This window comes from Ramlibacter sp. (assembly GCF_029866045.1).
In the GTDB taxonomy this organism is placed as follows: Bacteria; Pseudomonadota; Gammaproteobacteria; order Burkholderiales; family Burkholderiaceae_C; genus Ramlibacter.
This window is the reverse complement of record NZ_JARXAB010000178.1, coordinates 20,922-34,570: the sequence shown is the minus strand read 5'-3', so window position 1 is coordinate 34,570 and position 13,649 is coordinate 20,922. Positions and strand designations below refer to the sequence as shown.

General features: G+C 65.3%; 11 protein-coding genes. 8 read left to right on the top strand and 3 right to left on the bottom strand.

What is annotated here, in order from left to right; translation table 11 throughout:
* Positions 1-939: LysR family transcriptional regulator (locus tag QE494_RS17890; RefSeq protein ID WP_300045732.1), on the top strand; the 939-nt coding region annotated here is incomplete at its 5' end.
* Here QE494_RS17890 and QE494_RS17885 read toward each other — a convergent pair.
* A complete protein-coding gene (locus QE494_RS17885; protein ID WP_300045730.1) occupies positions 893-2,497 on the bottom strand; it encodes an amidase family protein in 1,605 nt (534 codons plus the stop codon). The genes QE494_RS17890 and QE494_RS17885 overlap by 47 nt on opposite strands.
* Positions 2,498-2,570: 73 nt before the next feature.
* A complete protein-coding gene (locus QE494_RS17880) occupies positions 2,571-3,749 on the bottom strand; it encodes an acyl-CoA dehydrogenase family protein (protein ID WP_300045728.1) in 1,179 nt (392 codons plus the stop codon).
* Between the two features lie 301 nt (positions 3,750-4,050).
* On the opposite strand from QE494_RS17880, the gene QE494_RS17875 reads away from it, so the two are divergent.
* The 3 genes from QE494_RS17875 (at position 4,051) to QE494_RS17865 (ending at position 7,012) form a co-directional block, all read left to right on the top strand.
* Positions 4,051-4,878, top strand: coding sequence for an aspartate/glutamate racemase family protein (locus tag QE494_RS17875; protein WP_300045726.1), 828 nt, complete (start codon positions 4,051-4,053; stop codon positions 4,876-4,878).
* 160 nt (positions 4,879-5,038) lie between these two features.
* On the top strand, positions 5,039-5,929 hold the full coding sequence (locus QE494_RS17870) for an amidohydrolase (RefSeq protein WP_300045723.1): 891 nt from the start codon (positions 5,039-5,041) through the stop codon (positions 5,927-5,929).
* Between the two features lie 63 nt (positions 5,930-5,992).
* On the top strand, positions 5,993-7,012 hold the full coding sequence (locus QE494_RS17865; protein WP_300045720.1) for a tripartite tricarboxylate transporter substrate binding protein: 1,020 nt from the start codon (positions 5,993-5,995) through the stop codon (positions 7,010-7,012).
* A 1-nt stretch (position 7,013) separates the two neighbouring features.
* Here QE494_RS17865 and gcvA read toward each other — a convergent pair whose 3' ends face one another.
* The gene (gene gcvA / locus QE494_RS17860; protein ID WP_300045718.1) at positions 7,014-7,904 is read right to left on the bottom strand and encodes a transcriptional regulator GcvA; all 891 of its coding nucleotides are present in this window, start codon (positions 7,902-7,904) and stop codon (positions 7,014-7,016) included.
* Positions 7,905-8,203: 299 nt separating this feature from the next.
* On the opposite strand from gcvA, the gene QE494_RS17855 reads away from it, so the two are divergent.
* From QE494_RS17855 to QE494_RS17840, 4 genes are all read left to right on the top strand, one after another.
* Positions 8,204-9,877 (top strand): thiamine pyrophosphate-binding protein, encoded by a 1,674-nt coding sequence (locus tag QE494_RS17855; protein WP_300045716.1) that lies wholly within the window; start codon positions 8,204-8,206, stop codon positions 9,875-9,877.
* 49 nt (positions 9,878-9,926) lie between these two features.
* Positions 9,927-11,366, top strand: a complete 1,440-nt coding sequence (locus tag QE494_RS17850; RefSeq protein WP_300045713.1) for an aldehyde dehydrogenase — start codon at positions 9,927-9,929, stop codon at positions 11,364-11,366.
* 85 nt (positions 11,367-11,451) lie between these two features.
* On the top strand, positions 11,452-12,525 hold the full coding sequence (locus QE494_RS17845) for an isocitrate/isopropylmalate dehydrogenase family protein (RefSeq protein WP_300045711.1): 1,074 nt from the start codon (positions 11,452-11,454) through the stop codon (positions 12,523-12,525).
* A gap of 106 nt (positions 12,526-12,631) precedes the next feature.
* On the top strand, positions 12,632-13,603 hold the full coding sequence (locus tag QE494_RS17840; RefSeq protein ID WP_300045709.1) for a tripartite tricarboxylate transporter substrate binding protein: 972 nt from the start codon (positions 12,632-12,634) through the stop codon (positions 13,601-13,603).
* Positions 13,604-13,649 lie beyond the last annotated feature (46 nt).

Sequence of the window (13,649 nt, the reverse complement as noted above, 5' to 3'; positions counted from 1 at the left end):
ATATGGCTGCTGTTCATGATAAATACGGCATTCGATCTGAATCTGGTGCGTGTGATGCTGGCCGTGGCCAAGCACCGCAATGTGACGGCGGCCGGGCGCGAGCTCGGGCTCACCCAGTCGTCTGTCAGCCACTCCCTCAAGCGGCTGCGCGAGCTATGCAATGACCCGCTGTTCGTCCGCACCGGTGCGGGCATGGTGCCCACACCCGCCGCCCAGTCGATAGTCGAGCCCCTGGAGAAAGCCCTGTCCGCCCTGGTGGGCTCTCTGGCGCGCACCTCTCCCTTCGATCCGGCGACCACCCAGCGCTCGTTTGCCATCTTGCTGTCCGACATCGGGCAGTTGATCTATTTGCCCATCATCGCCGCCCACCTCGCCCGGGTGGCACCGCAGGTGAGCCTGCGCGTGCTGCATGTGGGCATCGACGCCTACCGGGATGTGCTTGCCGCCGGGGAGGCCGACTTCGCCATTGGGCACCTGCCCTCGCTGATGGGAGGGTTTCGGCAGGTCTCCCTGTTTCAGGACCCCTATGTGGTCATGCTGCGCGCCGACCACCCGCATATCCGAGACAAGATCACCCTGGCCCAGTACATGGCGGCGTCGCATATCGTGGTGGAGCCCCCGGGGCGGGGCCCAGGGTTGGTGGAGCAGGCGCTGGCCCGGGTCCGCAACAAGCGTAAGGTGGCCTTGTACCTGCCGCACTTCTTTGCCGGGCCGCTGATCTTGCGGAATTCGGATTACCTGATGACAGCGCCCAATTTCGCCCGCTTCGCCTTGCACGACCTGCAGAACATCCGTACCGTGCCCCTGCCGTTCCGGGCCAAGAAGCTGAGTGTGAAGCTGCTCTGGCACGAGCGCATGCACCGCGACCCTGGGCACCAGTGGATGCGGTCGGCTATTTCCGAGTTGCTTCCGAGCTCGATCGGGCCCTTGGCCGGCTGATGGCGTCCCCAGGCAAGGCGGGGGCGTGTACTGGCTGCCTGCGCGCGCGGGTGGCCTGCTCGAAGGCGTAGCCCAGGGACAGCAGCCGCGCCTCGCTGAAGGCGGGCCCCAGGAAAGACAGGCAGACCGGCAGGCGGTCACCGGTCAGACCGGCTGGCACCACCAGGTCGGGCAGGCCGCTCAGGTTGGCGATATTGGCCGCCGAGCCTGGCGCCGGCCCGGTCGGGTCGGCGCTGTGGCCAGCGACCAGGGCCGCGCGCCGGATGGCAGTGGGGTAGACCACCGCGTCGAGCTGGTGCGTGGCCATCAGCCCGGTCACGACCGACTGCACCAGCCCCAGGCCATGCACCCGGGCGCTCTCGTAGCGGTAGTCGGTCAGCGGGCCGCTGGCGGCCTCGCGCTCGAACTGGGCCCAGCGGCCCGGGTTGGGCACGCCGCTCGGGCCGGCGCCGGCGGTAAGGGTGCGCGCTCGCTCGATCAGCTCATTCAAGGACTTTGGATAACCCGGCCCCAGGCTTGCCAGGTACTGCGCCAGGTTCGGTGCGAACTCGGGCAACCGGATAGCGTCGAACAGGCTGTCCTTGAGGGCCAGCAGCCAGGCCGGGTAGCGCACGTCGACAAGCTGCGCACCTGCCCTTTGCAGTGCATCGAGACTGGCCTCGAAGACCCAGTCGACATCGGCGTCGGCGCCTGCGAAGTCGCGCGCCACCCCCAGGCGCGCGCCGCGCAGAGCCTGGGCGTCGAGCTGGCGGGTGTAGTCGCTGCAAGAGCGCCCCTCGCTGGCGCGGGTGCCTTCGTCTGCCGGGTCGACGCTGGTCATCACGCCCAGCACGGCGGCCAGGTCTTCAACATGGCGTGCCATCGGGCCGGCGGTGTCCAGCGTGGGTGAGAGCGGGATGATGCCGTCGCGACTGAGCAGCCCGCGAGTGGGCTTGAGGGCCACCAGCCCCTGTGCGGCCGCCGGCCCGCGGATCGAGCCGCCGGTGTCGGTGCCGATGCCGATCGGGGCGTAGCCCGCGGCCACTGCCACCGCCGTGCCGCCCGATGAGCCCGAGGTGCTGCGCGCCAGGTCGTGCGGGTTGCGCGAGTAGCCCAGGATGGAGCTGAAGGTGCCGCCCGAGGCGAACTCGGACATGTTCACCTTGGCCAGGATGATGGCGCCGGCCGCGCGCAGCTGCTGCACGATGAAGGCGTCGTCCGGCGGGATGGCGCCTTCAAGCAGCACCGAGCCGGCGGTGGTGGGCATGTCGCCTGTGTCGATGTTGTCCTTGAGCACCACCGGGATCCCGTGCAGGGGGCCACGCGGACCCTGGCGTGCGCGCTCTTCGTCGAGCGCGCGGGCGGTGTCCAGCGCCCGCGGGTTGAGGCTGATTACCGCACGCAGGCAGGGGCCCTGGCGGTCAAAAGCCTCCATGCGCGCCAGGCTGCGCACCACCAGCGACTCGGCGCTCAAGGTGCCCGCGTCAAAGGCCGCAGCCAGATCACCGAGGGTTGCGTCACACAGGTCCACCGTTTCCAGGTGCTGGTCGTCTTGATTGGCGTGTGACTGCATGGGCATGAGTTTCATTGTGAGCGCGCGGTGTGTTCATCGCAACGGCGGTCGCTAGCCCCGGGGAGGCTGCGCCGCGCCCTCAGCGCCCGTGCTTGAGCCCCGCGGCAATGCGCTCGAGCAGCATCTCGTTGGAGCCGTCGGTGAAGCTGGCCATTCGCGCGGCCACCAGATGCCGGCCGAAGGGGTGGTGCTCCAGCAGGCCCTCGGCGCCCATGGCCTGGGCCAGGGCCGGCAGATGGCGCTCGGCCATCCGGGTGGACTGCAGCTTGGTTTGCGCCGCCAGCACCTGTGCGTCCCCGCCGGCTTCAATGACGCGGGCGGCCTGGGCCACCATCAGCCGGCAGGCAGTGAGCTCGGCCGAGGCTTCGGCCAGACGCCAGCGCCAGCCCTGGTGGTCGAACAGGGGTTGGCCGAAGGTCTGGCGTGACAGGCCGTGTTCCCGGGCGATGCGCAGCGCCTCGCCGACCATGCCGCAGCACATGGCCGCCACATAGGTGCGTGCGCCGTTGATGGAGGTGAGCGCCGCCTTGAACGCCTGTCCGGGTGGCAAATGCATTTCATCATCACTGGCCAGGTAGCCGTCCAGCGCAAAGCCGCCGGCGCCGATGGCGTGCTGGCCGGCCATGGCGTAGGCCGCCTCGCGCGCAAAGCCCGGGCGGTGCGCGTCGACGACGAAGCCGGCAACACCGGCGGCCCCCCGCTCAGGATCCGTTTGCGCGAACAGCAAGACGACGTCGGCGTCAACGGCGTTGGTGATCCAGGCCTTGCGGCCGTCGAGGCGCCAGCCGCCGGCCACCCGGGTGGCGCGCGTTTCGATGGCGGCGAAGTCCGAGCCCATGCCCGGCTCGGTCAGCGCGGTGCACCCGATCAGGTCACCGGACATCAGTCCGCTCAGATAGCGGGCGCGCACCGGCGGCGAGGCCATCCGGGCGATGCGGGTGGCGACGTTCAGGCTGTTGATCAGGGAAAAAGCAGCGGCGTAGTCGATCCCGCCGAGCAACTCGCTCACCTCGCACTTGGCAGAAAAGGGCAGGCCCAGGCCACCGAGCTCGGTGGGCACCTCCATGCGAAACAGGCCGAGGTCGGCGGCTGCCTGGGTCAGCTCGCGCCCCGGGCGCCGCTCCCGCTCCCACTGCGCGACGCGAGGAGCCAGGACCTCGCGGGCGAAGTGCGCCACCTGCGAGATGAATGCGGTGGTGTCAGGGCCCGCAGTCTGGGGAGCGCTTGCGCTTGGGGCAGCGGGCGGGGAGAGCGTCATGGGGGTATGCGAAGGGTGAGAGGTGGAGCGTGGAAGCCAAAGGTCGTTTTTCATCCTAGCAGGGCCTGGTCATGGCGCGGATTCGCAACCGGCCAGCGGCATCCCTCCAGGAAGAGTTTTGCTACTTGAGTATTCATTTTGGTTGCGTCTAGGCCCGAGGCGAAGCACACATTCGCGTTGCACGAACACACCATTAGGCAAACCCCGCTTGGCCCGCCAGCCACGCGGCCTAGACTCGGCGGTCAATCAAGGCACGGCGCAGGACTTCCCTCGCGCTGGCCAATGGCGCAAGGCAGGCAGGATGAAGCTCTGGTATCAAAGCATGTCCCGCACGCAGGCCTGGGGGCAATACCACCCGGTTCTGCGGCGGATCGTTGACAAGGTCAAAGATACCGACACCACCGTCGAGATTCACGGCATCACCAAGATTGGTGGCATGACCGACCAATACCGCTACCTCGAGTACCTCGAGACGGGCGAGGTGCTCGATAACGTGCAGCGTGCGCAGGACGAGGGCTTTGACGCCTTCCTCATTGGCAACATTGCTGACCCTGGCCTGCGTGAGTGCCGCGAGATCGCCTCCATTCCGGTGCTGGGTCTGTGCGAGAGCGCCATGCACATGGCCAGCATGATGGGTGCCAACTTCTCGCTGGTGACCCTCAACGAAAAATTCACCGCCCGCATCGTCGAGAACGTCGACCGCGCCGGCCTGCGCAGCCGTCTCTCGGGCGTGGGGCGTCTGAAGATGGACCGCCTTCTCGACCTGAAGGAGGGCTTCACCGACCCGCAGGCGCGCCAAAGCATCATCGAGGCTTTTCTGCAGTGCGCGAGCCCGCTGGTCGAGAACGGCGCCGAGGTGGTGATTCCCGCAGGCGGCGTGGCCATGGCCCTGCTGGCTGACGCCGGGGTTCACGACGCCGGCCGCGGCACCCCCATCCTCAATGGCATCACCGCCCTGGTGAAGATGGGCGAGATGGCGGTGCGTATGAACCGCCTGATGGACGGCCACTTCGTGAGCAAGCGGCTGGCCTACGCGCCGCCCGACGCCAAGCACCTGGAGGAGATCCGGCGCTACTACGGCAATGTGTACCGTTCGGTCACTGCCACCAGCGACAAGGGCTCGTCATGAACGATGCTTTCCGCCAGACCGATGGGATGCGCTATTACTTTTGATCATGAACAGCCCAGAATATCTCGTTTGACGCACGATTTAGCTGCACCCTAGACTTTCTCAAGTTGAATGCCCAGCACCTCGGCATCCCCCCTGCTTCAAAGGAAAGTCAAATCTCATGGGCCTGAATCACGTCCCCGGCGCTCCCATTCCAACAGTTGCCGGGCCCGTTGCCGACACGCGCAAGCCGAGACTGGCTCTCCCGCCTGGCAGCTGTGACACGCATGCTCATGTCTTCGGTCCGGAAAGCCGGTACCCCTACGATCCCAACCGTCGCTACACCCCACCGGATGCACTGCTGTCCGACTACCTGAAGATGCTCCGCACGCTGGGCGTGGAGCGGGCCGTGCTGGTGCAACCCAGCGGATACATGACGGACAACTCGCGCCTGGTCGATGCCCTGCGCGAACAGACGGCCTTTCCCTTGCGCGGCATCGCTGTGGTGAACAACAGCGTCACCGACGCCGAGCTTCGCGCCATGCACGAGGCTGGGGTGCGCGGCCTGCGCGTGAACCTACGTGTGAGCAATGGCGCCTCTGCCGACATGGCGCCCCAACTGGCCCGTCGCATCGCCCCCCTGGGCTGGCACCTCCAGGTGCGTGTGGATCCCAAAGACTTTGCCAGCGCGCGCAGTTTGATCGAGGCCTTGCCGGTGGATGTCGTGATCGACCACATCGGCGGCGTTCCGGTGCGTGACGGACTGGACGGTCCCGACTTCCGCATGCTGCTCGACCTGGTCGCCTCAGGCCGCTGCTGGGTGAAGCTCTCGGCGCCGATGCGTATGTCGGAGGAAGCACTTCCCTACCGCGACGTCACGCCCTTCGTGCACAAGCTCGTCCTGGCGGCGCCTGATCGCATGCTGTGGGCCACCGACTGGCCACACACCGGCGTGGGCGGGACGATGCCAAACGACGGCGATTTGTGCGACCTGCTGACCGACTGGATACCCGACCCGGCAACCCGCCAGCGTATCCTGGTGGACAACCCTGCCAGGCTCTACGGATTCTGATCGGCACCGCACCAGGCCGACGGATCCAGCAGACAACAGAAACAACAAGAGGAGACAGACACCATGCATTCGCCGTCATTCCTGCCATCGCTGCGCCGGGGCACCTTCATCCTGGCGATGGCTACGCTTTCGTTCGGGAGCGCGGTCCGCGCCGCCGAGCCAGCCAGCGCCCCCGATTCGGCCAGCGCCTTTCCGTCCCGCACCATCACCCTGATTTCGGGCTTTGCGCCTGGCGGTGCGACCGACGTCGTTGCCCGGCTGCTCGCCCGCCAGCTGTCGCAAGAGCTCAAGGCCAATGTCATCGTTGACAACAAGCCGGGTGCATCGGGCAATCTTGGCGCTGCCTACGTGGCCAAGGCGCCGGCCGACGGCTACACGATGTACCTGACCAACGCGGTGGTGTCGATGCCTTCGCTGTTCAAAGACCTGCGCTACGACATCAACAAAGACCTCTCGCCGCTGGCGCTGATCGGGTACGGCCCGCTGGTTCTGATTGCCAATCCGAAGGCGCCGGTGAAATCGATGAAGGACCTCATCGAGTACGGCAGCGCGAATAAGGGCAAGCTGGACTACGGTTCCGGCGGTGTGGGCAGCATCAACCACATGACGATGGAGTTGCTCATCGCCAGGACGGGCATCAATTTGCACCACATTCCCTACAAGGGGGGCGGCCCGGCCACGGCGGCCGTGCTGTCGGGCGAAGTGCCGCTGGCAGTGAGCTCCATCCCCGAGGTCGTCGCCCATGTGCGTCAGGGTACGCTAGTGCCGCTGGCGATCAGCACGCGTGTGCGCAGTCCGGCCTTGCCCAATGTGCCCACCGTTGCCGAAACCGGCGTTCCGGGCTACGACTCGTCTTCCTGGTACGGCATCCTGGTGCCCTCCGCAACGCCCCGGCCGATTCAGGAAAAGTTGACCCGGGCCCTGGCGACGTCCATGCAAAACAAAGGATTGCGCGACAGCCTCACGAACCTGGGGATCGTCCTGCCCGAGACCGGCAGCGCGGCGGAGTTCAAGGAGCTGCTGGCCCGCGAAATCGACAAGTGGGCAAAGGTGATCGAGAAGGAGCGCATCGTCGCGCAGTAGCTCAGGGCTGCACCCTTGCCAGCAGCCACTCCCGGAAGCGCGCGACCTTGGGCTCATCAGCGTATTCCGTCGGACAGACCATGTGGTAGCCGCGCGAAGTCGTGAGCACAAGGGGATGCGGCGCCACCAGGGCGCCGCTCTCAAGCTCTTTGGCCACGTAGGGCAACTGGCCAAGCGCAATGCCAAGGCCGTCGACTGCGTACTGGTAGACGATGCTGAGGTCCTCGCAGTAGATGTCGCCGGCGTTGCGTCCGCGCGTGGCGCCTGCCTTGGCAATCCACTCAGACCAGTGCTGCGGCCGGCGGTTGGAATACAGCAGCGGCAAGGCCAGCAGGTCTTCGACGCTGCAAGGGGACGGCAGCTTCGCCGCCAGCTCGGGCGACATCACGGGTGTCAGCGCGTCCGTCCACAGCAGGTCGCTGTGCAGCCCGGGCCAGGGCCCCTCGCCGTAAATGATGCCCACGTCGGCCTGTTCGCGGCGGAAATCAGTACCGTCAGTGCTGGTCGAAAAAAGGCGTACCCGTATGTCTGGATGGTCAGCCTGGAACTTCGGCAGGTAAGGGATCAGCCATCGCACGAACAGCGTGGTGTAGCCGCGGACGGTGAGGATCTGGTGCGCACCAGAAACCAGCAGGTTCTGGGTGGCCTGCACGATGTGCGCAAAGGCATTGGTGAGTTCTGCGCCGTAGACCTCGCCGCTTCGGGTCAGCTTGAGACGGCGGTTCGTCCTGTCGAACAACTCGAACCCCAGCCAAGTTTCCAGCGTCTTGATCTGGTGGCTCACCGCGCCCTGGGTGATGTGCAATTCTTTGGCGGCAGCCGTGAAGCTCAGGTGCCGCGCCACGCTCTCGAAGACACGCAGGGGGTTGAGCGGGGGAAATTCGGGGTTCATGGCCAGCGAAGCTGTAATCTGCGCTGATGCTAACCGACACCTCAAAGGCGACGGATTCGGCTCATGGGCGCCTCAGGACAAACCCTTATGGCCATGCCCGCCGGCGCTACAAGCATTGAAATTTGTAATGCCCGAGTGAGTTTTTCTAGATGGCTAAAACGACAGGCTTCCCGTAGCATGCTCTTCCAATAGGTCGACCTTCAGCAGGATGACTGGCCACCTTGCGCGTTTCGCTCGGCCCCTCGTATGCAGGGCGAAACGACATTCAAGCGATCAACATCACAATTAAAGAAGTAATCGTGAAAAGCAATTCCGACAAGCCGAAGGTCTCAGCCGCGCGGGCAGTAGTGGATGTGTTGCTCCGGGAAAAAATCGACCATGTTTTTGGTATTCCGGGCACGCAGAACCTGGCCATCTTGGATGTGCTGCGGGAGACGCCGGAGGTCCGCTTCATCCTGACCCGCAGCGAGCAGGGCGCGGCATTCATGGCCCACGGCTATGCCCGCATCAAGCTCGCGCCGGCCGTTGTGACGGCCACCGAAGGCCCGGGCCTGACCAACCTTTCCACTGGAATCGCCGCGGCGCTCAAGGGCTACGCGCCGGTCATTAGCATCTGCGGTGTCCAGGAAAACTACATGCGTGACCGTGACTCGATGCAGGACATCGATCAGGCCAACTTCATGCGCCCCATCACCAAGTTTGCCAAGACGGTGGAGACGCCTGACAAGGTGCAGGAGATGCTGCGCAAGGCCTTCCGGATCGCGCTGACTGAACCCAAAGGACCGGCCCACATCGATGTGTCCAGTGACGTGTTGCATGAGTCCGTGGTGGTGGAGGACCAGACGCCAGAGAGCTACCGCACCACGGTGTTGCCGGTGTGCGACGGCGCCCAGCTCGATCAGATCACCGCACTCATTTCAAAGGCCGAGCGCCCGGTGTTCCTGGTCGGTCGGGGCGTGATCGAAGAAGGACTCGTCGACGCAGTGGGCGAGTTGTCCCGTGCCACCGGCATTCCCGTGGCCGCACTGCAATACACCCCTGATGCCGTTCGCAGTACGCAGGAACTGGCGCTCGGCGCGCTGGGTCGCAACGGCTCAGGCGCCGCCAACCGCATCGTGCCCAAGGCCGACCTCATCGTCGCGATTGGTGCGCACATCGACGTGTTCTCCTCGATGTTCAGCTACGGCATCCTGAGCGAGAGCGCCAAGCTGGTTCACCACAGCTCCGCGTCGGGGCAGATTGGCCTTGTGTTCCCGGTGACGGTGGGCGTGACCGGCTCCACACGCAGCTTTGTGGCGGGGCTCCACGAGCGGGCCGAGCAGGCCGGCCTGAAAAAGACCTGGGTCGACGTGGCCCAGGCCCGTGCCGACTGGGAAGTGGAGCTGGCGGCCAAGGTCAAGCCCGAGGCGGTGCCGATTCAATCGCAGTTCGTTGCTCAGACCATCCGCAAGGCGCTGCCCAAAAATGGCATCTGCGTGGTGGACGCGGGCAACGGCGGAAAGCACGTCCGCAGCTATTTCAAGAGCTACCAGCCGGGTACCTTCATCTGCATGGACGACTGGGCCTCTGTGGGTGGCGCCTTTCCCATGGCGCTGGGCGCCAAGCTGGCTTGCCCCGACCAGCCGGTGCTGTGTGCGTCCGGCGACGGCGGTGCGATGTACAACTTCGGTGAGCTCGAAACCGCGGTCCGCGAAAACATCCAGATCGTCTATGTGATCTTCAACGACAACGGCCTGGGCAACGAGCGCGCCTTCCAAAACGAGCGCTACGGCGGTCGCTTCTTCGCGGTCGACTTCCAGAACCCCGACTTCGCCGCCTTGGCGAAGGTGTTTGGCGCCTATGGCGAGCAGGTCACCCAGCCGGGCGACCTCGAGGCCGCCATCGGGCGCGCCTTCGCCAGCGGCAAACCGGCCGTGATCGATGTGATCATCGACCGCAACACCCTGGCCCCCGTCGTCTACCGGCCGGAATAAGCCGCCAACCCTCGAACCGCTGAATCGATAAGTGCGCCAGGCTCCCACCATGCAGACACTGCCCTTCCTGATCGACAACACCTGGTCCACCGGCAGCGGCAAGCCCTTTGATTCGATCAATCCGGCGGATGGCAGTGTCCTTGCGACGGTCGCTGGGGCCAGTGCAGCCGATGTGAACGCCGCTGTCGTTGCGGCCCGCAAGGCTTTTGCCGCGCCTTCATGGCGAGACCTGAAGCCGCACGATCGCGCCAGCCTGCTCTATCGAATGAGCGAGCTCATGACCCGCCAGCAAGAAGCGCTGGCGGTTTTGCAGATGCAGGACAACGGCAAGACCTTGTCGGAGTGCCGCGCGCAGGTGGCCAGCGCCGCATCGACCTTCCGCTATTACGCGGCCGCCTGCGAGACCTTTGAGTCGCCCGTGACGCCGTCCCGGGGCGCCTATTGGACGGTCACGCTCTACGAGCCGGTGGGTGTGGTCGCTGCAATCACGCCCTGGAACTCGCCGGTCACGCTGGAGGCGCAAAAGCTCGCCCCGATCCTGGCGGCGGGCAACACCGTGGTTTTGAAGCCCTCGGATGTCACCCCGATGATGGGCCTGGCCTACGCACGGCTTGCGCTGGAGGCGGGGTTTCCGCCCGGCGTGGTTAATGTCATCACCGGCGGCGCGGAAACCGGCCAGCAACTGATCGAGCACCCGGGCATCGCTATGGTGAGTTTTACCGGCGGCACCGCCACCGGCCGGCTGATCGCCAAGACCTGCGGCGCGGCGCTCAAGCCCGTGGCCTTGGAACTGGGTGGCAAATCGCCCAACATCGTGTTTGCCGACGCAGACCTGAAAAAAGCGATCGCCGGTACGGCCGAAGGCATTTTTTCCGGTGCCGGGCAGTCCTGTATTGCAGGGTCGCGCATCTTCGTGCAGCAGGCCATCTACGACCGCTTCCTCGAGGGCCTGCGCCAGTATGCAGAGGGCTACCGCATGGGCGAGCCCGACCAGGCCGACACGCGCACGGGGCCGCTGGCGAGTTTCAAGCACCGCGACCATGTGCATCGCTATGTGGAGTTGGGGCGCAGCGAAGGTGCGCAGGTGCTCACTGGCGGCGTGATCCCCACCGACCCGGCCCTGCGCCGGGGTGCCTACTACCCCGCCACGATCCTGGCCGGTGTCTCTAACGGCTCCCGCGTCTGCCAAGAGGAAATTTTCGGGCCGGTGGCGGTGGTGCTGCCCTTTGCCGACGAGTCCGACCTGATTGCGCAGGCAAACGACAGCGACTTCGGTCTGGCCTCAGGCATCTGGACCTCGGACTTTTCGCGGGCCTGGCGCGTTGCGCGTGCCCTGGAGACAGGCACCGTGTGGATCAACACCTACAAGCAGCTCTCGATCACCACGCCTTTTGGCGGCGTGAAGGACAGCGGCATTGGCACCGAGAAGGGCCTTCAGGGCATGCGTGTCTACATGCATTCCAAAGGGCTCTATTGGGGCCTGAACTGAGCGGGCCGCAGTGAGCTTTGCTCACGCGAGCGCCGCTAACGATTCCAATCCCGGATTTTTCTAGAGACATCAACGAGGAGAAGACATGTCTATCAGTGGCAAGCTCAATTTGGCCGTCATGGCAGGTGACGGCGTAGGCCCGGAAATCACCGACGTCACCGTCGATGTGCTGCAAACCGCGGCTGATCGCGTCGGCCTTCCCCTCGGGCTGGAGCGCTGCCTGGTGGGCCTGCGTTCCTACGAGAAGTACAAGACCACCTTGGCGCAAGAGACTCTCGATGTCCTCAAGGAGCACCCGGGCTGGATCCTCGGCCCCACCTCGGCCGGCGAGTACCCCAAGGACGACCCGATGCGCGGCCATCCCTCGGGCTATCTGCGTCGCAACTTCAGCCTGTTTGCCAACGTGCGTCCGGTCAAGGCCTGGCCTCAGCTCAGCCCGCTGATCCCGGACCTGGACATCACCGTCATCCGCGAGAACACCGAAGGCTTCTACCCCGACCGCAACCTGGCCTGGGGCTACGGCGAGTTCATGCCGACCAAGGATGTTGCGCTGTCGCTGCGTGTCATCACCCAGGTGGCTTGCGACCGCTTCGCCCGCTTCTCCTTCGAATACGCCAAGGCCACCGGCCAGAAGAAGATCTCGATCGCCCACAAGCGCACCGCGCTGCCGCAGACCGAGGGCGTGTTCATTGGTGCCTTCGAGCGCATCAAGGACGAATACAGTGGCATCGACCTGGAACTGCTGCGTGTCGACACCTTCAGTTCGTCCATGCCGCGTGACCACCGCAAGTTCCCGCTCGTCGCCACCACCAACCTGTTCGGCGACATCCTGTCCGACCAGTGCTCGGGCCTCGCCGGCGGCGTGGGCATTGCGCCCTCGCTCAACGCCAGCACCACCCAGGCGATGTCTCAGGCCGTGCATGGCACGGCGCCCGATATTGCTGGCAAGGGCATCGCCAACCCCTCGGCGCTGATCCTCTCGACCGCCATGCTGCTGCGGTGGTTCTTCCAGAACAACGGTGACATTCGCTGCAAGCAGGCGGCTGATCTGATGGAGAAAGCCGTTCGCAGCACCATCGATGCCGGTACCACCACCCCCGACCTCGGCGGCAAGGCGACCACGTCTAGTTTCGCCAAGGCGGTGATGGAGGCCATCTAAGCCGCCTGATGATGGCGCGGAGAGGCCGCTCTTGTAGCGACCTCTCCAAGCGCATGAAGCAATGCAAATGCCGGCGGCATCCCGCAAGCCGGCGCAAGGAGACGACATGTCACGCAAATTCATCGGTGCGCTCTGTCTGGGCCTCGGCCTGGCGTTCAGTACGGCCGCAGCCTGGGCCCAGGAATACCCCTCCAAGCCGATCCGGCTGGTCGTGCCCTTCCCCCCGGGAGGCGGCACCGACATCGTGGCGCGCACCGTGGCCATTAAGCTCGGCGAGATCCTGCGTGTTTCGGTCGTGGTGGAAAACCGCGCCGGCGCGGGCGGTACCGTCGGCACCGACGTCGTGGCCCGCGCCCCTGCGGACGGTTACACGCTGGGGCTGGTGAGCGGCAGTCACGTCATCAACCCCAGCATCTATCCGAAGCTGCCCTATGACACCCAGAAGGCGTTTGCCCCGGTCACGCTGCTGGTGGCGGCACCGGCCGTTCTGGTGGTCAACAAGGCCCTGCCGGTCAACAACGTACAGGAGTTGATCGCCTTGGCCAAGTCCCGGCCGGGCAAGCTTTTCTTCGCATCCGCTGGTGTGGGCACTCCCCCGCACCTGGCTGGCGAACTGTTCAAGTCCATGGCGGGTATCGACATCACCCATGTGCCCTACAAAGGCAACGGTCAGGTGATGACCGAGACCATCAGCGGCGAAGTGGCGTTCACCTTCCCCACGCTGCCTTCGGCCGTGCCCTTCGTCAAAGACGGTCAGCTGCGAGCGCTGGGCGTGACCGGCTCGCGCCGCTCGCCCTCGATGCCGACGGTGCCCACCATCGCCGAGTCGGGGCTGTCCGGCTACGAGTCGTCCTCTTGGTATGGCGTGCTCGCGCCGGCCGGCACCCCGCCCGCCATCGTTACCAGGCTGCACCGCGCCCTCATTTCCGTATTGGAGCAGCCCGAGGTACAAAAGCTTTTGGCCAACCAAGGGCTCGATCCGGTGGGCAATACGCCTGCCGAGTTTTCGGCGCAGATCAAGACCGAGATCGACAAGTGGGCCAACCTGATCAAGCAGAACAACCTGACCCTCCAATAGGCTCCTTGAGGCGTCAGCAGACAACAGTAGACCCACCCAGCGCTTC